Genomic DNA, 18,401 nt, shown 5'->3' with positions numbered 1-18,401 from the left:
CTCGATCATTCCGACCGGAGTCCGAGCCCATGGATTTCCACCGCCGCTTCACCGTCCTGATGTGCGCGCCCGCCTTCGATCCCGACGATCTTGAGGGCGCGCGGGTCAACCAGATCGTGGCGGCCGTGGAGGCGCGCGGCTTCGAGGTGGTGCGGGCGCGGCGGGTCGAGGATGCGGCCATCGCAGTTCAGACCGATGCGGCGATCGGCTGCATGGTGGTGGATTGGGGCAAGCGCGGCCTCGACGGCAAGGCGGCGGCGCTCATCGACATGATGCGCCAGCGCGGCCTGGAGATGCCGATCGTCATCATGGTCCGCCGCAAGCGGCTGGAGGACATCCCCGTCGAGCTCCTCGATTTCATCGACGGCTACATCTTCCTCGCCGAGGAGACGCCCGAATTCATCGCCCGGGGCCTCGTCTCGCGTGTCACCCAATATGCCGAGACGCTGAAGACGCCGTTCTTCGGCGCCCTCGTCGACTATGCCGAGAAGGGCAACCAGCTATGGACCTGCCCCGGCCACAACGGCGGCATCTTCTACAACCGCTCGCCGATCGGCCGCATCTTCGTCGAGCATCTGGGCGAGGCGATCTTTCGCGATGACCTCGACAACTCGGTCCTCGATCTCGGCGACCTCCTCACCCACGAGGGGCCGGCCCTGAAGGCGCAGAAGGAGGCGGCAGCGATCTTCGGGGCGGAAAAAACCTATTTCGTGCTCAACGGCACGTCGGCCTCGAACAAGATCGTGCTCTCGGCGCTGGTGGCCGAGGACGACCTCGTGCTGTTCGACCGCAACAACCACAAGGCCGCCCATCACGGCGCCCTCTTCCTCGGCGGCGGCATCCCGATCTTCCTCGAGACCGACCGCAACGCCCATGGGCTGATCGGCCCGATCTACCACGAGGCCTTCGATGAGGCGGCGATCAGGGACAAGATCCGCCGCAACCCGCTCGTCCGGGACAGGCAAGCCTGGCGCAGGCAGCGCCCGTTCCGCGTCGCGGTGATCGAGCAATGCACCTATGACGGCACGATCTACGATGCGCGCGAGATCCTGGCGCGGATCGGGCATCTCTGCGACTACATCCTGTTCGACGAGGCCTGGGCGGGCTTCATGAAGTTCCACCCGCTCTATGCCGGCCGCTTCGCCATGGGGCTCGACGGGCTCGGGCCGGACTCGCCCGGCATCATCGCTACGCAATCGACCCACAAGCAGCTCGCGAGCTTCAGCCAAGCCTCGCAGATCCACACCAAGGACGGCCATATCCGCGGCCAGAGCCGGCGCGTCGAGCACCGGCGGCTCAACGAGAGCTTCCTCGTCCACGCCTCGACCTCGCCCTTCTACCCGCTCTTCGCCTCCCTCGATGTCGGCGCCCAGATGATGAAGGGCCGCTCCGGCATGATCCTGTGGGACGACACCATCCGGCTCGGGATCGAGTGGCGCAAGAAGGTGCGGGCGATCCGCAAGGAGTTCGAGGAGAACGAGGCCGATCCGCAGCGCCGCTGGTTCTTCGATCCCTTCGTCCCCGACCTGGTGGAGGGCCCGGACGGGACCGTTCTGCCCTGGGAGAGCCTGCCCACCGACCTCCTCGCCAGCGAGCCGCGCTACTGGGAGCTCGCGCCCGGCGCCCGCTGGCATGGCTTCACGAAGGTGGCGCCCGGTTACGCCATCACCGACCCCAACAAGCTCACGGTGCTGACGCCGGGCTTCGACCGCGAGACGGGTGAGTATGCGGAGCACGGCGTGCCGGCCCCGATCGTGGCGCAGTATCTGCGCGAGAACCGCATCGTGCCCGAGAAGAACGACCTGAACTCGCTCCTCTTCCTGCTCACGCCCGGCGTCGAATCCTCCAAGGCCGGCACGCTGATCTCGGGCCTCGTCGCCTTCAAGCGCCTGCACGACGACAACGTGCCGCTGGAGGAGGCCATGCCGGACTTCGTGCGGCGGCGGCCTCGGCGCTACCAGGGCGTGCGGCTGCGCGACCTCTGCGCCGAGTTTCACGCGTTCCATCGCGAGGCCGGCACCTCCACCCTGCAGCGCAAGCAATTCGCCCCCGAGCACCTGCCCGAGATGGCGATGCCCCCGAAGGCCGCCGCCCAGATGCTGACCCGCAACCAGGTCGACTTCGTGCCGATCGCCGAGGCGGCGGGACGCATCGCCACGACCCTGATGCTGGTCTATCCGCCGGGTATCGGCACGGTGCTGCCGGGCGAGCGCCTGGACGAGCGCGCCAAGCCCATGCTCGACTACTTCACGATGTTCGAGACCTCGGCGAACCTGTTCCCGGGCTTCGAGGCCGAGATCCAGGGCGTCTACCGGCAGGTGGAGCCGGACGGGCGGATCCGGTTCTACACCTATGTCCTGCGCGAGGGCGCGGGAACGACTGCGCGGTGAGAGGCGGCTCCGGCACCGTGCCGGTCACGCTTCGTCAAGGGTGAGGCGCTATGGCGCCTGAGGGGCGGCCCGGGTAAAGCCCGCCCGGGACCGCGCTGGTCCCCGGGGCGTTTTCGGGCGATGCTGGTCGCTGCCGCACGCCGATCCTGCCGACGCGCGAAGGGACCTTCATGGTGACGACCGAACCGGTCCGCATCCTCGGCATCGATCCGGGCCTTCGCCGCACCGGCTGGGGGCTCATCACGGTCACGGGCACGCGGCTCGCCTTCGTGTCCTGCGGGGTGCTGACCTCGGACGGCGACGACGATCTCGCCCTGCGCCTGCGCGACCTGCATGACGGCCTGTCGCGGGTCGTGGCGGCGATGCAGCCGGATGAGGTCGCGGTCGAGGAGACTTTCGTCAACAAGGACGCCCAGGCGACGCTCAAGCTCGGCCATGCCCGCGCCGTCGCGCTCCTGGTGCCGGCTCTCGCCGGGCTGCCGGTCGCCGAATACGCCGCCAACCTCGTGAAGAAGACCGTGGTGGGGGCGGGGCATGCCGAGAAGGGGCAGATCGCCGCCATGGTGCGCTTCCTGCTCCCCAAGGCCGATCCCGCCACCGCCGACGCGGCCGATGCGCTCGCCGTCGCGATCACCCATGCGCAGCATCGGGCCGCGCGGGCGCGGGAACTGGCCTGTGCGGCCCCGCGGGCGCGTCCGGCGCGGGTCGGGCGCGGCGCCTCGCTCCGCACGAGGGCGTGATCACACGGCCTCGACCGTCATGGTCTTCTGCATGGCGGGTCGGACGCCTGGAGCAGGATCCGTTCACGGTGGACCGGCTTCTGCTCCTGGCCTTTGAGTTTGCCGCATCGTCTGCGACGAACCGGCATCCATTTCGTCGGACAATGCTCTGAAGCGGCGATCCGGCGGTGCAGCGCGAGCCTGCCCTTTCGGCGTCGTCCAGGTGGAGAGATGGCGCGTTGCCTCCTCGCGGGCGGCGCGGCCCGCGCGGGGGGCAGGGCGGGCGCCATCGGCGCCCGCGGGATCGATCCGACCGCCTCGCCTCAATGGTGGATCGCGTCGTCGGCGCCGGGACCGCCCCGCCCGAGTTCCGCGAAGACCGCCCAGGCGGCATCAATCATCGCCTGCACCGCCGCCATCCGCTCGACCTGCGGTCCGACGGCCTTCTGGAGGTCGATCGCCGCGGCAGCAGCGCGCAGGATGCGCAGCTCCGCCCTCACGGCGTCGCTGAGGTCGACGTTGTCGGTCACCTCGACGACGATCGCATCGTCGCCGGCCCGCTCGCCGATCTCCGCCATCAGATTCCCGGCCCGTGAGGGCGGCTTGGCTTGCTCGTCCAGGGTGAGGTGGGAGCGCTTACGCATTGCGGTGTTCCTCGTGACTCTCGGCGATGGCCCGGCCTCGCGGACCTCCGGCTGATCCCGTCCGGGGATCTCGGGCTTAGGCATGAAGGGTCTGGCGCGGTGCGAGCCGTCCGGCGGAATGGGCCGGCGCCCAGAGGCAGGGATCGGCGACGCCGTAGAGCGCCCGGGTGGTGCGCAGGGCCATCGGCGTCATCGCGACCGTGAAGGCGCAGATCGACACGCCGTCGCGCTCGACCGGCAGGCCGAGCGGCCGGGGCTGCCAGCCGAGCTCCGAGGCGGTCGGTACCCAGAAGGTCTCGGTGACGACGTTCATCCGGGTGATGCCGCGGGCGAGACAATGCTCGACGAGGCCGACCGCGAGCACCCCGCTGACGTGGCAGCGTCGTCCGTCGCCGCGAAAGCGCGGCGCCACGACGAAGTGGGTCCACTCCCAGACCCCCGGGCCGCGCGCGGCATCGCGCATGTCCGCGAGATGCGGGAAGACGTCCCCGAGGAGCGTCGGCCCCTCCGTGGGCATGAGGCGTGTGCCGCCCGCGACCTGCCCGCAGGGGGCGAGCGCAACCAGATCGACACCCTGCCCCGCCACGGCGCCCGAATCATCGGATGCCGCTGCGAGGCTCCAGCAGCGCCCCGCGGCGGCAAGGCGCCGGCGCAGCCGGTCGTGCTGGCGGAGCACGTCCGCATAGCGCTCGCGGTTGCTGTGGTCGATGGCGTGAAGCCGGATCATTCCTGTCCCTCTGGGGCACGACCCCATTGGGACAGAGGAGTGGGGAGCCCGGTATCCCCGTTTTCGGGGAGGCGGCCAAACTTCTCATACGGCTCAGCAGGTTTCGTATCCCCGAAAGTCTCGGCGGGCGACTCTCGGCGGGCGACATGGCGGCTTGCCAATGCCGTCCTGCTCAGGCCCCTCGACCGGCCCCTGCCGCACAGCCCACCGGGTCGAAGCGCCCGCCGGGCGCTCCTGGCACTGGAGCCGAACCAGGGGACCGCGACCGGCTGCGGTCAGAGCGTGATCTCGCGCTTGCGCAGCGCCTCGACGACGGTCTGGGTCGTGTTGCGGGCCCCGATCTTGATGCGGGCGCTCTTGAGATGGGTCGCGACCGTCTCGTGAGACACGCCGAGGATGGTCGCGATCTCCTCGCGCGTCCGCCCCATCGCGGCCCAGGACAGCACGTCGCGCTCACGGGCGCTCAGCAGCCGCCCCGGCTCGCTGCGGCGGCGATCCTCCGTGGTCCGCGTCGCCGCGCCCCAGGCGTAGAGCCCCAGCATGTGCAGGCCCCGCCGGATCTTCGGGGAGAGGTCGATGCGCTCGCCCGCCAGCGACACGCCGCCCTGGAAGCCGAGCGCGTCGTGCACCGGGATGCAGAACCCGAAGCCTAAGCCGAACGCCGCGGCTTCGTCCATCACCCGGCGGGCGCGGTCCGGTTGGTCGGCGTCGAAGGGAACCTCCGACCACGCGAAGGGCTCGGTCGTCCGGTAGCATTGCCGGACCACGGGATCGAATCGGTAATGTCCGACGCGGTCATAATGCGTGAGCCAATCCTTCGGCCACATGTTGAACAGCATGTTCGGGCCCAGCCGGTCACTCGGCCGCGGCAGCCGCGTGATGGTGAACGAGGTAAAGCCCACGTGCTGGATGTGCTCGAAAATCCGCGTCTGCGCTTCGAACGGGTCCCGAACCTCGTCGAGCGCATCGATCAGCGCGAAGGTCTCGCGTAGAAAAAAGTCCTCCATGCCCGACATGCCGACCTCTACGCCCCGTGCGACGGTGCCCGATGTGGTCCATCACGCGCATCCAGCGCCAGAGTGCACGAAATCCTTGCCGCTTGGTAGCCGGGACTGAAGCTGGACTGCCAGAACGCAGCGATTAAGAGGCCGCGTCCGGCTCGCCGTGCGGCGCGGATATTTAGGCGGCTCCGTCATCCGAGTGTTGCTGAAGCGTCGCTATGGGCTCGTTGGAAACATTCCAACCAGGGGGCTTCCATGGCAGCCAACCAGACCGGACCGTCGACTACGCAATCGCCCTATCTCGTCCCGACCACCGACAAGGTCGCTTTCACCTCGATCCTGAGCGCGGGCGACACGGTCGCCGGTTCCGTCAAGAGCGACGGAACTCCGTGGCGCTTCGCGGGCATCCCGGACGGCATCGGCGCCTTCGACAACGGCAACGGCACCGCCACGGTGCTCGTGAACCACGAACTCCGTGAGACCACCGGCGCCACCCGCGCGCATGGCGCGATCGGTGCCTTCGTCGACCGGCTGATCATCGACAAGGCGACGCTCCAGGTGCGCTCCGCGAGCGATCTCGGCACCAGCACCTTCACGTTCAACCCCACCACCGGCACCTATGTGCAGGGCCCGACCACCATCTCGCGGCTCTGCTCGGCCGACCTGCCGGCGGTTTCGGCCTTCTACGACGCCACGACCGGCCTCGGCACCCAGACCCGCATCTTCATGAACGGCGAGGAAAGCGGCGCCGAGGGCCGGGCCTTCGCCTGGATCGTGAACGGCCCGGAGGCCGGCCGCGTCTACGAGCTTCCGCGCCTCGGCAACTTCTCCTTCGAGAACTCGGTGGCGAACCCGGGCTCCGGGGCCAAGACCGTCTCGATCGGCCTGGATGATTCGTCCGGCGGCCAGCTCTACGTCTATGCCGGCAACAAGCAGGCGACCGGCACCGAGATCGAGAAGGCCGGCCTCACCAACGGCAAGCTCTACGGCATCAAGGTCCCGGCCTTCGCCGCCGAGACCAACACCACCTCCGTGGCCGCGGCGGGCACCGCCTTCACGCTGCAGGAGATGGGGCCGAACGGCGACGTGTCGGCCGTGACCGGTGCCCAGCTGGAGGCCGAGAGCACCGCCGAGGGTGTGACCGCCTTCCTGCGTCCGGAGGACGGCGCCTGGGATCCGACGAACCCGAACCGCTTCTACTTCACCACCACCAACGCGATCACCAGCCCCTCGCGGCTCTGGGCGCTCGACTTCACCGACGTGACCCGTCCGGAACTCGGCGGCACGGTCAAGATGCTGCTGGACGGCACCGAAGGCCAGGTGATGTTCGACAACCTGACGGTGACGGCCGAGGGCCGGGTCATCCTGCAGGAGGATCCGGGCAACAACGCGCGCCTTGCCAAGATGTGGCAGTACGATCCGGCGACGGACGCCCTGACCCAGCTCGGTGAGCACGATCCGGCGCGCTTCTCGGGGCTGACGCCGCCCTTCACCCAGGACGAGGAATCCTCCGGCGTCCTCGACGTCAGCACGATCTTCGGCGGTCCGGGCCGGCAGGCCTTCCTCCTCGACACCCAGGCGCACTACGCCTTCGGCTCGTCCGAGATCGTCGAGGGCGGCCAGCTCCAGATGATGTATGTCGACCGGACCATCAACGGCACGGCCGGCAATGACAGCCTCGTGGGCAGCCAGATCGCCGACCTGATCTGGGGCAACGACGGCGACGACACCATCCGGGGCGCGGCCGGCGACGATTACCTGTCGGGTCTTGCGGGCAACGATTCGATTGACGGTGGCGCAGGCAACGACACGCTCTTCGGCGATGCGGGTGACGACCGGGTCGACGGCGGTGAGGGCGACGACGTGGTGCGCGGCTGGTACGGGAACGACACGCTGTTCGGCAGCGGCGGCAACGATGCCGTGTTCGGCGAGGACGGACACGACTTCATCGGCGCGGGCAGCGGGAACGACTACGTGTCGGGCGGCGCCGGCAACGACGCGCTCTACGGCGAGGCGGGCAACGACCTGCTGTTTGGCAATGCCGGCAACGACGAGCTCGTGGGCGGCACCGGCTCCGACACCTTCGGGTTCGGCCGCGGCGACGGCCAGGATCTCATCCGCGACTTCACGGTCGGCGGTGCGGAGCGCGATGTGATCGCCTTCAACGGCGGTGCCTTCGCGTCCTTCGCCGCCGTCCAGGCGGCGACTCAGCAGGTTGGCGCCGACGCGGTGATCTCTTACGGCGCGGGCGACACGATCCGGCTGCAGAACACGCAGCTGGCGAGCCTCACGGCCGACAACTTCACCTTCGCCTGAACGCGCGCTTGATGCGCCGGGCCGGCCGCTTCACGCGAGCCGGCCCGGCTCCATCGATCCTGCGGCCTCCGAGTCCTGCTCGGAGGCCGCAAGTTTACTCGGACAAGGCTATCCCCTCCAGAACGGCTTGTCCGCTTCACGGGCGACGTCGGCGCGGGACAGGCCGATATCGTCGAGCGTCCGCTCCGATAATGTCTGCAACTCCCGCCGCTGCCTGTGCCGCTGCGCCCAGAGTTCGAGCCGCTCGATCACCGACACCGCCCGCGTCGGACGAGGCGGGCGCAGGCTGACGGAGGGAACAAGACGCAGATTTCCTCGGTCTGTGACGAGCACCGTCATGGCTCTCTCCTCTAGGCGCTCACGGGTATTGTGTGAGGAAATCTTGCCGTGGACCGGGGCTTGGGGCAAACCAGAAGCTCTAGGTCGCCGGCATAGGAAAACTACGGCATGGGATCGCGACGCCTGCCGCCGCTCAACGCCGTCCGGGCCTTCGAGGCGGCGGCCCGCCACGCCACGTTCCAGGCGGCGGGCGATGAACTCGGCGTCAGCGCAGGCGCGGTGGCGCAGCAGGTCAAGGCGCTGGAGGCATGGTTCGGCCTGCCGTTGTTTCGTCGCCTGCCGAGCCGCGGGGTCGTGCTGACTCCGGCGGGCGCCCGTTTCGCCGATGCCGCGGCAAGCCTGCTCGACGGGGTGGCTGCGGCGGCCCTGGCCCTGCGCCGTCGGAGCGACGACACCGCGCTCACCATCAACACGACCCATTCCTTCGCGGCGCTCTGGCTGATTCCGCGGATCGGGAGCTTCCGGGAGGCCAATCCCGACCTCCACGTGCGGATCGTCGCCAACAACCAGGTGATCGACTTCACCCGGGAGGCCGCCGATTGCGCCATCCGCCACGGCAAGGGCGGCTACGCAGGGGTGCGCACGGAGCTGCTGCTACGCGACGCGGTGTTTCCCGTGTGCAGCCCGCGCCTGCGGGACGGGGTGCCGCCCCTGCGCAGGCTTCAGGATCTCGCGAGCCACACCCTGCTGCATGACGACGATCCGCTCGACGCGGGCATGATCGGCTGGATCGGCTGGCGGGAATGGCTCGCGGCGGTCGGCATGCCGGACCTCGTCGCCAAGCGCGGCCCGACCTTCACCCATACCTTCATGGTGCTGCAGGCGGCGACCGCCGGTCAGGGCGTCGCCCTCGCGACCCGCGTCCTCGGCGGCGACCTGCTGGAGCCCGGCGGCCTCGTGCGCCCTTTTGCCGAGGAGGTGCCGAGCCCCTATTCGTTCTTCATCGTCACGCCAGACGAACCCGATCCGCCCAAGGTGGCGCATTTCCGGGCCTGGCTTCGCGCGCAAGCCGACGCCCCGCTTTCGCCGCAGTGACGCGGGAGCACTCGTTCCGGGCTTTCACCATCGCTTAACCAACGAGCGCGAGCGTGCCGGGCGTGACCAAGCCGATTCGATTGCGCGTCCCCGCCCTGGCCGGGGTCCTGCTTGCCGCGAGCCTCAGCGCGGCCCATGCCCACCCGCATGTCTGGGTCACGACCCGGGCCGAGTTCGTCTTCGCCCCCGATGGCCGCGTCACGGCGATCCGCCATGCCTGGACCTTCGACCCGTCCTACTCGGCCTTCACGGTGCAGGGATTGGGGCAGGGGATCCCGAATGCCGAGGCGTTGGCGGCGCTCGCCCGCGACAATGTCGAGGCGCTCGGCGACTCCGGCTATTTCACCAGCCTGAAGGTCGACGGACGCCGGCAGGACTTCTCGGGGCCCGAGGCGCCCGCCATGACCTACGCGGACGGGCAGCTCACCCTGCATTTCACGCTGCCGCTGAAGGCCCCGGCCCGGGGCGCGCTCGCCCTCGAAGTCTACGACCCGACCTATTTCGTCGCCTTCAGCCTCGCCGAGGGCGATGCGGTCGCGGCGCTGAAGGGGGCGCCTTCCGGCTGCAAGGCCGTCGCGCATCGCCCGAAGAGCGCGCCGCCGCAGACGGGCATGTCGGAATCGTTCTTCGCCGCACTCACCGACGCGGCGAATTACGGGGTGCAGTTCGCCAACCGGATCATCGTCTCGTGCTCGTGAGATCCGCCTCTCTCCCGCTTGTGCCGGCCCGAGGGGCCATCCTGCGCGTGGGGCTTGCCCTCGCGGCCGTGGCCGCGGCGGCCTTCCTCCTCGCGGGGCTCGTCGCGCTCCTGGCGCCGGGCTTCGCGCCGCCGCCGCGCTCGCCCTTCGGCATGGGATTTCGCGAGGCGGCCCCCTCCGGAGCGGGGAGTCTCGGCGCGTGGCTGCTCGCCATGCAGGCGGCCTTCTCGCGCAGCCTCCAGGCTGCCGTCTCGGCCGTCAGGACAGGGCAGGGGGGCTACGGTCTCCTCGCCGGCCTCGGCTTCGCCTACGGCATCTTCCATGCCGCCGGCCCGGGGCACGGGAAGGCGGTGATCGCGGGCTACATCGTGGCCGGAGAGCGGGCGCTCGCCCGGGGGGTGACGTTGAGTGCCGCGGCGGCCTTGCTGCAGGCCATGGTGGCGCTCGCGCTCGTCGGCGGCGGCGCGGCGCTGCTGCGCCTCACCGCGGCCGGGCTGACCGAGGCCGGCCGCTGGATCGAGACTGCGGGTTTCGCCTGCGTGGCGCTCCTCGGCCTCGCCGTGACTTGGCGCAAGGCGGGCGCGCTGGCCGCCCGCCTGCAGGGGGGGAGCGCCGCACCCTGCGGTCCGGAATGCGGCCACGCGGTTCTGGCGGATGCGCGGCGGATCGAGCGGCTCGGCACCTGGCGGGAGCAGGCGGGCGTCGTCATCGCGGCGGGCACCCGCCCCTGCGCCGGGGCGATCCTCGTCCTGGTCTTCGCGCTGTCCCAGGGCGTCTTTCTCGCCGGGGTACTCGCCACGCTGGCGATGGCGCTCGGCACCGCCCTCACCACCTCGGCCCTCGCCGCGCTCGCTGTCTTCGCCAAGGCGCTGGCGCTGCGCCTCGCGGGCGGACGCGGGGAGGCAGGTGCCGTCGCGGTCGGGACGCTCGAACTCCTGGCAGCGGCCTTCGTGCTCGTGCTCGGCACCGCCCTTCTCGCCGGCTACGCGGCGGCGATCGTCTGAGCCCGTCACGGCTCCGCCGCTCTGATCTGCGGGCGGTGTGGCCCCCTCAGGAGGAGGACGAATCCGGCACGATCGACCGGATGACGGCGGTCGCCCCGCCTGTCGGTCTTTCAAGAACGGCGACGGTCCATCAGGCGAGTTCGGGCACCCTGACCTCGGCCGGCAGCACGATCTTCTGCCGCTCGCGGCAGATGAAGGCGGTCGGCATCGCGGCCTGCATGGCCTGCTCCATGTCCCGCAGCATCGCGTCGCCGTGCTGGGGATAGAGGTGAATGATGCCGAGTCGGCCGACCTTCGCGGCCCGGCACAATTCCACGCCCTTCTCCCAGGTGGAGTGGCCCCAGCCGCGGCAGGACGGATACTCGCCCTCGGTGAACATGCCGTCGTAGAGGATGAGGTCGGCCCCCTCCACGAAGTGCAGCAGGTTCCGTTCGGGCCAGGGCTCGCTGTGCTCGATGTCGCTGATGTAGCAGGCGGTGCGGCCCGCATGGCGGAAGCGGTAGCCGGTGGCGCCCTGCGGATGCTGCAGCGGCAGCGTGTCGACTTCCATCCCGTCCGGGAAGGTCAGGGTCTCGCCCGCGCGAAAGCCGTGATGGACGAAGCGTGCCGGCAGGGCGTCGAGGGTGATCGGGAAGAGCGGCGGCGAGAACAGGCGGTTCAGCGGCTCCTCGGCGCTCTGCCCGTCGAGATTGCCGCAATAGGTGTGGATCTCGCGATTCTTGTCGAGCACCGCGGGTTTAAGGAAGGCGAGCCCGGTGACGTGGTCGAGATGCAGGTGGCTGAACAGCAGGTCGATGCGCTGAGGCAGGTCGGCCCCGTGATGGGCGCCCAACGCATTGAGGCCCGTGCCCGCATCAATGACGAACAGACGCTCGCCGCAGCGGATCTCGACGCATGGCGTGTGCCCCCCGAACTCCACGAAGTTCGGGCCGGACGCGCAGATCGACCCCCGCACGCCCCAGAAGCGAAGCGTCAGGTCACCCGGCGCAGTGAGACCCTCTTGTGTCATGCGCGGATGGTGATCCGCTTCGTCGCAAAAGAATGTGCGGCTTCGCACAGGACGTCCCTCGCCATCACGCCGCGCAGTATCCCTGCCCTTGCACCGGGCAGAACGGCCACTCCGGGCGATGGCCGGTCGCGTCGTTGCGGAACCTCGGTCATCTCCACGCGGTCACTCCATCACGAACGGCTGTCTCGTCCGCGAAGTTCCCCGGATCCGCGGCGCGGCGCAAGAGGGTGGACTCGTTCGGCGGCCCGGAGGGTGCAAGGAGCAGCGCTGTGTTGCGCTCGGCGCGGATCACCGCGTCGAAGGGGGCGTCCGGCGACAGGCTCGCCTCGTCCGGCAGGCAGACGACGAGACCCCGCCCCGCCCGCGCCGCGCGCAGCCGCGCGAGGCCCGCGCGGATCTCCCCCGGGCTGCGCTCGTCGAGGGCCAGCCCCACGACGAGGATGTCGGGCTGGCGCACGAGGCAGCGGGCGAGGTCGATCGCGCTGCGCTCGGCCGGCGTCAGGACCCCGTCCCGGGCGCCGAGGCTGCTCTCGGCGGCGCGGGGATCGACCCGGGCGGAGAGACCGAGGCGGAAGACGGTCCGTTCGAGGCCGCGCTCGGCCAGCACCCGCTGCATGACGGCGCGCACCCGCGTCCCGGCTCCGGCCTCGGCGCCCGCGATGCGGCCGAACAGCAGGTTCTCCTCCAGGCTCGCCGCCACCGTGACCTTGCCGGGGTCGTAGAACTCCACCGCCGGGCGTAAGGAGGCCGGCAGCAGGGCCGCGAAGGTGTGGCGGGCGGCGACCAGCCGCTCCTCGAAGGCGGCGTCGATGAGGCCGAAGCGGTGCCGCGTCTCGCTGTAGCGCAACGCGAGCCCGATCAGCCGGGCGCGGTCGCGCTGCCCGGCCGGCCCCCGCCGCCAGCCCGTCGCCTCCGGCTGGCGCGCCACCAGATCCTCGAAGAAGCCGCGCTCGGCGGCCGGAAACAGCGAGAACGCGTCGAAGAGCGGGTGGTCGTCGGGGAGATCGGAAAAAATCTCGACGGTCGCCCGGGCGATGGAAAGGCCCATCTCGATCATCGGACGGGTGAGCCCCTCGGCCTCCAGCACCGCGCGGGTGAAGGGATGGCTCGCGAGCCGCCCCTCGGAGAAGGCGCTGCCGACCGGCTTGCCGAACAGGATGTTCTCGCCGACCGTCGCCTGGGCGTTGTAGCGGTGCGGATCGAAGGGCTCGATCAGGTGAGCGGCGTTCTCCGCCGCGAGGGCGGCGCGCAGCGCCCCGCGCGTCTCCACGATCGCGGCCGCAGTGGCCGGGTCGATGGTGCGCGACACGAGGCTGGCAAGCCCGCGCGCGGTGACCAGGGCATCGAGACCGGTCACGGCGAGAGCCTCGACGAGCCGCTCCTCCAGGTGCGGCGCATGGGCGGCCGGCGCCTCCGGATCGGGCGCCGAACCGTCCACGAAGGCGAGGTCGCCGTAGAGGAGGTTCTGCAGCAGGCTGCCGGCCATCAGCACCGGCTCGTCGCCCGCGAAGGCGATGCGGCGCGCCCGCTCCGACGAATCGAGCGCCCGCAGGTCGATGCCCGCATAGGTCACGCGGCCGACCGTGGGTTCGAGCTGGCCGGCGATCAGGGCGGCCAGCACGCGCCCGCCGCTGCCGCGCCCTCCGAGAATGGCCACGTGGCTCGGCATCGGCAGGACGAGGTCGAGCCCGGTCAGGCGCTCGCCCGAGGCGGGATCGTAGGCGGCGACGCCCGCCAGCGCCACGGCGCCGGAGGCAGGAAACCGGGCGGCCGGGCCGTGGCGTCGGACGGCCCGGGCCCGTGCCTCCAGGGAGGCCACGATACGGCTGATCTCCCGGAAGGCCGGAAGGGCCGCACGGCGGCGCTCGGTCTGGCGCAGGAACAGGGCGAGCAGGCTCGCGGCGAGCGCCAGCGCCCCGAAGGCGGCGGCCAGCGCCCCCGCGGTGACCGGGCGCGGCGGGCCCTCGCCCTGCCAGAGCGCGGTCGCCAGCACGATGGCCGGCAGCAGGACGAAGAGCGCCAGGGCCGGGGCCCGTGCCCGGGCGAGGGACGCCTCCGCCCGGGCGAGTCCGCGCCGGGCCGAATGGGCCGCGTGGCCGAGCCGGGCGCGCTCGAAGGCCGCCGTGCCATGCGCCCGCACGGCGGGAAGCCGCCGCACCAGATCGGCGAGGGCGCGCTCCAGGGCTGAGCTCTCCTCCCGCCGCTGCTCGCTCTGGCGGTTCGCACGGATGTTGAGCAGCGCGCGGGCGAGCGCCGCCGCCACCACGCTCACCGCCACGGCCGGAACCAGGCGCGGAGCCGCTGCCGCCGCGACGAGGAGCGCCAGGAGCACCGCACCCGCCGTCAGCGCCGGCACGAGGAGGCCGACGGCGAGGAGCGCGTCGACCGCCCGGAGAGCCTCGCCGACCTGATGGCCGAGCGCCCGCGCCTCCTCCCGGCCGGCGGGGCCGGACCGCAGGATCGCCTCGGCAGCCCGGTGCCGCAGCCGCTCGATGGCGGCCCCCTGCGCCGCGAAGCAGAGCCGGGCCGTCAGCCAGCCGAGGGCGGCGAGGGCGAGCGCGACGGCCGCGAGCCCGCCGACCGCCCAGAGCGTCATCTCCGCCGCATCGACCGGCCAGCCGGGCAAAAGGGTGATCGTCCCGCCGAGTCGTTCGGGCAGCGGCAGCGACACGCGCAGGAGGAGCAGAAGGGGCCCGGCCGGGTCGGCGACGGCAAGGAGCTCGTCCACGAGGTCGCGCATCAGGGCGAGGCCGAGCGCCACCACGGGCGTGCCGAGGCCCACCGCGACGGCAATGGCCGCCGTATGCTGGCGCGGGGCGCTGCGCCACGCGAACGCGATCGGATCCCGCTCCATCCTCGACCCTGTTCGTCCGCCACGCCCCGCGGCCGATAGTGGGTGTCCGGCACCGGCGCGGCAATACTGCGGCCGGCCTCACCGCCTGTGCGTCGCGTCCGGCTCTCCGGGCGTGACGAGGCTGCGCGCGCGGCTCAGTTGGGGAAGGAAGGGGATCGCCGCGCAGGACGCGCCGGCTTCCGCCGCCAGCCGCTCGACCGCCCGGACGACGTCCGGTGCGCCCGCCGCGTGGACGCAGTCGCTGGTGAGGAGCGGCGGAAGATGCGCGGCGATCGGGCCGGGACGCACGTCGGGCACACCGATGCGGTTGACCGCCGCCACGAGGGTGATCCGCGTGACGCCGGTCCCGCGCAGCCAGGCCAGGGCCGGGCGCATGTAGAGGTCGGCCGCGTCGCGGGCGCCGGCGATCAGCACCATCTCGCGCTCCGGCTCCAGGTGGCGCGCGGCGCGCGCGATGGCCCAGATCGGCGCGAAGCCGGTCTCGGCGGAGACGAGCACGAGCCGTCCGGTCCCGGGCCGATAGGACGCCGGGCCCACCGGGCCCCGGAGGCGCACCGCATGGCCGGGGCCGACCGCCTCGCCGAGGGCGCTGCCGAGATGGGTGTCCCGGCGCAGGTGGAAGACGAGTTCGTTGAGTTCCGTCGCGCCGTCGAGCCGCTGGGTCGGGCAGAGGGGCCGGGCCGGGAAGCCCGAGAAGGCGACCTCCATCGCCTGCCCCGGCTGGATGTCCAGGGGCCGCGAGACGGTGACGACCACCTCGCGGACGGCGTCCGACAGGGGCGTGACGGACAGAACGGTGCCGGCGCGCTTGGCGGCGCGCAGAGCCGCCAGAGGGGAGGGGGCCGGCCCCTGGCGGGTGGCGCCGTCGCCGAGCCGCGGGCGGGTGCGGCTGGTCTTGGGCAGGCGCGGGATCGCATCCTGGACGATCCCGTCATGGCCGGCGGCGACGCCGGCCGTGAGCGCCGCCTCCAGGGGCGTGTCGCCCGTCGCGACGCGGACGGTCTTGCCGTTGAGGACGAGCGAGCAGCGCGGGCGGGACGCCATCGGAAGGGCCGGATCTCAACGCGGCGCGACGGGGCGGGCCGCGTCAGCGGCCGGCAAAGAGCAGCCGCTCGACGAGCGTTGCCCAGCGATCACGGTCGGCGCGAAGGTCGTCTGCGGTCTCCGTCTCGCTCAGGGATTCCAGTTGGGCCCGCAGCTCCGCGGCTTCCGCGCGCTCGGATTTCAGGGCCGCCTTGATGACGAGGTTCTCGGCTTCGAGCCGCGAGAGGGCCTCCTCCAGATCCTCCTCATCGATGATGTCTTCCACCCCGGCGTCGAGGGGAGGCGCGGGGAGGCGCGGGACGGGGCGCAGCAGCAATCGCCGCAGAAGGCTCGACGAGTCCGGGGCCCGATCCTGCCACGCCTCGTCCCGTGCCGCCTCGCCCATGGCTCGTCCCTCATCCGGTGCGGCGGGCCCGTGCTCCGGGCGCCGCGTCCATAAGGCCGACCATGGCTCCGTTAAGGTTAAGGAGCACTTAAGTCCGATGGTTAAGATCTGATTGATTGACCCCGGGCCGGCGCCGAACAAGTCTGGAAGACGGCGATTCGGTGCTCTTGCAGCGAGGCTGGCCTCCCCCCGGCGACACTGCTCCTCCGACCCATCACCAGCCGGCTCCCACGGGAGCCTGCGGAGATTCCCCAATGCTGACTGGCCGGCGCATCCTGATCGTCGAGGACGAGATGCTGATCGCTCTGGAACTGTCCGACGTCGTCGCGGATGCGCAGGGCTGCCCGATCGGACCAGTGCGGTCGAACCGGGAGGCCCTGGTGCTCCTCGACCGGGAGCCTGTCGACGTCGCGATCCTCGACCTCAACCTTGCGGATGGCGAGGCGACGCCGACGGCCGAGCGGCTGATCGGCAGCGGGATTCCCGTGCTGGTCTGCACGGGCGGCGTTCTGCCCCGCGCCATGCGCCTGATGTGGCCCGACCTGCCGGTCCACCGCAAGCCGGTGAGCGCCGACCGGCTGATCCGGACCCTCGAGGCCCTGTGCGGCGCCCCGCAAGCCGCCGGAGACGCGCATGCCTGAATGGAAGTCGGCTCTGCGGGTGACTCTGCGGGTGAGATGGAGTCTGCGACGCCGAGTGCTCGCTCTGTCGAAATCGAACCCGACGTGCTGGAAGCCGCCCTGCTCCTCATGCCAAGTGACGGCGTTCTTCGATCGCACCGGCAGCCGGCCAGAGGCTGCGGCACTGCCGTAGCCCCTCGGCATGAGTTCACCCCTGGCGGCGCCCCCCTGACGGATCAAACCTCAGGATGATCCATACGGATCCGCGCACCCCAAGATGGTGTGTTGTCGATTGAGACCGCGTCGGCCCACGCAACGACCTCCGTCTGACGCAGCCGGAGACGATCGATGACCGACGATCGTCTCGCTCGGCCTACTGTCGCCCGCTCCCTCTTGCATGTTTGACGGGCCGACCAGCGCACCAAGCTGTGAGGTGCGTCGCGGCCGGTGGCCACCGGCCGCGACGCGGGCGGCCGGGATCGATCTCCCTCTAGGATTGGCACCGTGGGAAAGCAGGATCCGGCCGCCCTCTGGCTCTTGTCCTGAACAGATGCTGGGGAGCAAGTCCCGTATGCAAGGCAAGGAAGTGTCCAAACAAGAGACCGCGGGCAAGTCTAGCGTGGGGATCGACGTCAGCAAGAGCTGGCTCGACGTCCACGTCCTCCCCTCCGGCCAAGCCCAGCGGTTCGCCAATACCGAGGTCGGCATCCGGCAGCTCAAGCGCTGGCTTGGGCGCTTTGCTCTGGGGCTGGTCGTGGTCGAGGCCACCGGCAAGTGGCACCGCCAGACCCGCCGCAGCCTGCATGCCTCGGGCCTGCCGGTCGCCGTCGTCGATCCGTTTCGGGTGCGCATGTTCGCCAAGGCGCAAGGCATCTGGGCCAAGACCGATCGGCTCGATGCCCGCGTGCTGGCGCAGTTTGCCGCGGTGATGGCCCCCCCGCAGCGCCCGCCGGCCTCGGACGCGCTCGAAGCGCTCCAGGAACTGGTCGCGGCCCGCGACAGCGCCGTGGCCGAACAAACCGCCCTCAAGAACCAGCTGGCCGCGGCCGCAAGCCCGTTCCTGATCCGCCAGTTCCAGGACCGTCTGGCCAGGATCGCCGCGGACATCGAGGCCCTTGCCGGCGAGATCCGCCGGCTCATCGCGGCCGATCCCGGACTGGCCCGGCGGCATGCCATCCTGGTCTCGATCCCCTCGATCGGGGACACGATCGCGGCCACCCTGGTGGCCAGCCTGGCCGAGCTGGGCACCTGCAGCAGCCGGCAGATCGGCCTGCTGGCGGGCCTGGCGCCGGTCGCCGACGATTCCGGCGCGCGCCAGGGCGTGCGGGTCATCTGGGGCGGCCGCCCGCCCGTGCGCCGCGTCCTCTACCTCGCGGCGCTCTCGGCCGCCCGCCACAACGCCGGCCTGAAAGCCTTCCACGAACGCCTGATCGCCAACGGCAAGAAGCCAAAGTGCGCCATCATCGCCGTGGCCCGCAAGCTCGCCGTGCTGGCCAACAGCCTCATCGCTCAGGACCGCCTCTGGACGCCAAATCAGCCCCAACAGGCTTGACGCCAAACACAGATGCTTTCCCGGGTCGCATTCCGCTGACGCTGCAGTCGTGCAGGCCCGAACG

At 71.0% G+C, this 18,401-nt stretch carries 16 protein-coding genes; 8 read left to right on the top strand and 8 right to left on the bottom strand.

Annotated elements, in window-relative coordinates:
• Positions 1-29 precede the first annotated feature (29 nt).
• Together MNOD_RS01410 and ruvC are read left to right on the top strand one after the other, a co-directional pair.
• Positions 30-2,390, top strand: a complete 2,361-nt coding sequence (locus tag MNOD_RS01410; RefSeq protein WP_015927042.1) for an Orn/Lys/Arg family decarboxylase — start codon at positions 30-32, stop codon at positions 2,388-2,390.
• A 170-nt stretch (positions 2,391-2,560) separates the two neighbouring features.
• The gene (gene ruvC, locus MNOD_RS01405) at positions 2,561-3,130 is read left to right on the top strand and encodes a crossover junction endodeoxyribonuclease RuvC (RefSeq protein WP_015927041.1); all 570 of its coding nucleotides are present in this window, start codon (positions 2,561-2,563) and stop codon (positions 3,128-3,130) included.
• A 302-nt stretch (positions 3,131-3,432) separates the two neighbouring features.
• Here the strand turns inward: ruvC and MNOD_RS01400 are convergent, their stop codons facing one another.
• The 3 genes from MNOD_RS01400 to MNOD_RS01390 form a co-directional block, all read right to left on the bottom strand.
• Positions 3,433-3,753 (bottom strand): hypothetical protein, encoded by a 321-nt coding sequence (locus MNOD_RS01400; RefSeq protein WP_015927040.1) that lies wholly within the window; start codon positions 3,751-3,753, stop codon positions 3,433-3,435.
• Between the two features lie 76 nt (positions 3,754-3,829).
• Positions 3,830-4,480: an acyl-homoserine-lactone synthase gene (locus MNOD_RS01395; protein ID WP_015927039.1), complete on the bottom strand. Its 651-nt coding sequence runs from the start codon at positions 4,478-4,480 to the stop codon at positions 3,830-3,832.
• Positions 4,481-4,755: 275 nt separating this feature from the next.
• The gene (locus MNOD_RS01390) at positions 4,756-5,496 is read right to left on the bottom strand and encodes a helix-turn-helix transcriptional regulator (RefSeq protein ID WP_015927038.1); all 741 of its coding nucleotides are present in this window, start codon (positions 5,494-5,496) and stop codon (positions 4,756-4,758) included.
• A gap of 240 nt (positions 5,497-5,736) precedes the next feature.
• Here MNOD_RS01390 and MNOD_RS49840 point away from each other — a divergent pair, with 240 nt between their 5' ends.
• Positions 5,737-7,797: a calcium-binding protein gene (locus MNOD_RS49840; protein ID WP_015927037.1), complete on the top strand. Its 2,061-nt coding sequence runs from the start codon at positions 5,737-5,739 to the stop codon at positions 7,795-7,797.
• A 108-nt stretch (positions 7,798-7,905) separates the two neighbouring features.
• On the opposite strand, the gene MNOD_RS01375 is transcribed toward MNOD_RS49840, so the two are convergent.
• Entirely contained in the window at positions 7,906-8,136 is a 231-nt protein-coding gene (locus MNOD_RS01375) for a DUF1127 domain-containing protein (RefSeq protein ID WP_015927036.1), read from the bottom strand.
• A gap of 108 nt (positions 8,137-8,244) precedes the next feature.
• Here MNOD_RS01375 and gcvA point away from each other — a divergent pair, with 108 nt between their 5' ends.
• From gcvA to MNOD_RS01360, 3 genes are read left to right on the top strand one after another with little or no spacing between them, the layout of a single operon-like run.
• A complete protein-coding gene (gene gcvA, locus MNOD_RS01370) occupies positions 8,245-9,171 on the top strand; it encodes a transcriptional regulator GcvA (RefSeq protein ID WP_015927035.1) in 927 nt (308 codons plus the stop codon).
• Between the two features lie 53 nt (positions 9,172-9,224).
• Positions 9,225-9,869, top strand: coding sequence for a DUF1007 family protein (locus MNOD_RS01365; RefSeq protein ID WP_015927034.1), 645 nt, complete (start codon positions 9,225-9,227; stop codon positions 9,867-9,869).
• The gene (locus MNOD_RS01360; RefSeq protein WP_015927033.1) at positions 9,860-10,873 is read left to right on the top strand and encodes a nickel/cobalt transporter; all 1,014 of its coding nucleotides are present in this window, start codon (positions 9,860-9,862) and stop codon (positions 10,871-10,873) included. The genes MNOD_RS01365 and MNOD_RS01360 overlap by 10 nt, the downstream gene beginning before the upstream one ends.
• A gap of 130 nt (positions 10,874-11,003) precedes the next feature.
• Here MNOD_RS01360 and MNOD_RS01355 read toward each other — a convergent pair whose 3' ends face one another.
• The 4 genes from MNOD_RS01355 to MNOD_RS01340 all read right to left on the bottom strand — a co-directional run bounded on the left by MNOD_RS01355 (position 11,004) and on the right by MNOD_RS01340 (position 16,165).
• On the bottom strand, positions 11,004-11,882 hold the full coding sequence (locus tag MNOD_RS01355) for an MBL fold metallo-hydrolase (RefSeq protein WP_043747813.1): 879 nt from the start codon (positions 11,880-11,882) through the stop codon (positions 11,004-11,006).
• Between the two features lie 148 nt (positions 11,883-12,030).
• Entirely contained in the window at positions 12,031-14,736 is a 2,706-nt protein-coding gene (locus tag MNOD_RS01350) for an ATP-binding cassette domain-containing protein (protein ID WP_015927031.1), read from the bottom strand.
• Between the two features lie 78 nt (positions 14,737-14,814).
• Entirely contained in the window at positions 14,815-15,780 is a 966-nt protein-coding gene (locus tag MNOD_RS01345) for a ferredoxin reductase domain-containing protein (protein ID WP_015927030.1), read from the bottom strand.
• Between the two features lie 43 nt (positions 15,781-15,823).
• On the bottom strand, positions 15,824-16,165 hold the full coding sequence (locus tag MNOD_RS01340) for a hypothetical protein (RefSeq protein WP_015927029.1): 342 nt from the start codon (positions 16,163-16,165) through the stop codon (positions 15,824-15,826).
• A gap of 254 nt (positions 16,166-16,419) precedes the next feature.
• On the opposite strand from MNOD_RS01340, the gene MNOD_RS01335 reads away from it, so the two are divergent.
• Together MNOD_RS01335 and MNOD_RS01330 are read left to right on the top strand one after the other, a co-directional pair.
• The gene (locus tag MNOD_RS01335) at positions 16,420-16,806 is read left to right on the top strand and encodes a response regulator (RefSeq protein WP_015927028.1); all 387 of its coding nucleotides are present in this window, start codon (positions 16,420-16,422) and stop codon (positions 16,804-16,806) included.
• A 550-nt stretch (positions 16,807-17,356) separates the two neighbouring features.
• Positions 17,357-18,337, top strand: coding sequence for an IS110-like element ISMno29 family transposase (locus MNOD_RS01330; protein WP_012631021.1), 981 nt, complete (start codon positions 17,357-17,359; stop codon positions 18,335-18,337).
• Positions 18,338-18,401 lie beyond the last annotated feature (64 nt).

Source organism: Methylobacterium nodulans ORS 2060, assembly GCF_000022085.1.
GTDB lineage: Bacteria > Pseudomonadota > Alphaproteobacteria > Rhizobiales > Beijerinckiaceae > Methylobacterium > Methylobacterium nodulans.
This window is presented reverse-complemented; position numbering and strand designations above follow the sequence as displayed.

What these genes read in the sequence shown, in the direction of transcription:
- MNOD_RS01335 (WP_015927028.1), top strand. Translation starts at nt 16,420, where the DNA reads ATGCTGACTGGCCGGCGCATCCTGATCGTCGAGGACGAGATGCTGATC.
- MNOD_RS01355 (WP_043747813.1), bottom strand. Translation starts at nt 11,882, where the DNA reads ATGACACAAGAGGGTCTCACTGCGCCGGGTGACCTGACGCTTCGCTTC.
- MNOD_RS01375 (WP_015927036.1), bottom strand. Translation starts at nt 8,136, where the DNA reads ATGACGGTGCTCGTCACAGACCGAGGAAATCTGCGTCTTGTTCCCTCC.
- MNOD_RS01390 (WP_015927038.1), bottom strand. Translation starts at nt 5,496, where the DNA reads ATGTCGGGCATGGAGGACTTTTTTCTACGCGAGACCTTCGCGCTGATC.
- MNOD_RS49840 (WP_015927037.1), top strand. Translation starts at nt 5,737, where the DNA reads ATGGCAGCCAACCAGACCGGACCGTCGACTACGCAATCGCCCTATCTC.
- MNOD_RS01345 (WP_015927030.1), bottom strand. Translation starts at nt 15,780, where the DNA reads ATGGCGTCCCGCCCGCGCTGCTCGCTCGTCCTCAACGGCAAGACCGTC.
- MNOD_RS01330 (WP_012631021.1), top strand. Translation starts at nt 17,357, where the DNA reads ATGCAAGGCAAGGAAGTGTCCAAACAAGAGACCGCGGGCAAGTCTAGC.
- MNOD_RS01410 (WP_015927042.1), top strand. Translation starts at nt 30, where the DNA reads ATGGATTTCCACCGCCGCTTCACCGTCCTGATGTGCGCGCCCGCCTTC.
- ruvC (WP_015927041.1), top strand. Translation starts at nt 2,561, where the DNA reads ATGGTGACGACCGAACCGGTCCGCATCCTCGGCATCGATCCGGGCCTT.
- MNOD_RS01340 (WP_015927029.1), bottom strand. Translation starts at nt 16,165, where the DNA reads ATGGGCGAGGCGGCACGGGACGAGGCGTGGCAGGATCGGGCCCCGGAC.
- MNOD_RS01350 (WP_015927031.1), bottom strand. Translation starts at nt 14,736, where the DNA reads ATGGAGCGGGATCCGATCGCGTTCGCGTGGCGCAGCGCCCCGCGCCAG.
- MNOD_RS01395 (WP_015927039.1), bottom strand. Translation starts at nt 4,480, where the DNA reads ATGATCCGGCTTCACGCCATCGACCACAGCAACCGCGAGCGCTATGCG.
- MNOD_RS01400 (WP_015927040.1), bottom strand. Translation starts at nt 3,753, where the DNA reads ATGCGTAAGCGCTCCCACCTCACCCTGGACGAGCAAGCCAAGCCGCCC.
- gcvA (WP_015927035.1), top strand. Translation starts at nt 8,245, where the DNA reads ATGGGATCGCGACGCCTGCCGCCGCTCAACGCCGTCCGGGCCTTCGAG.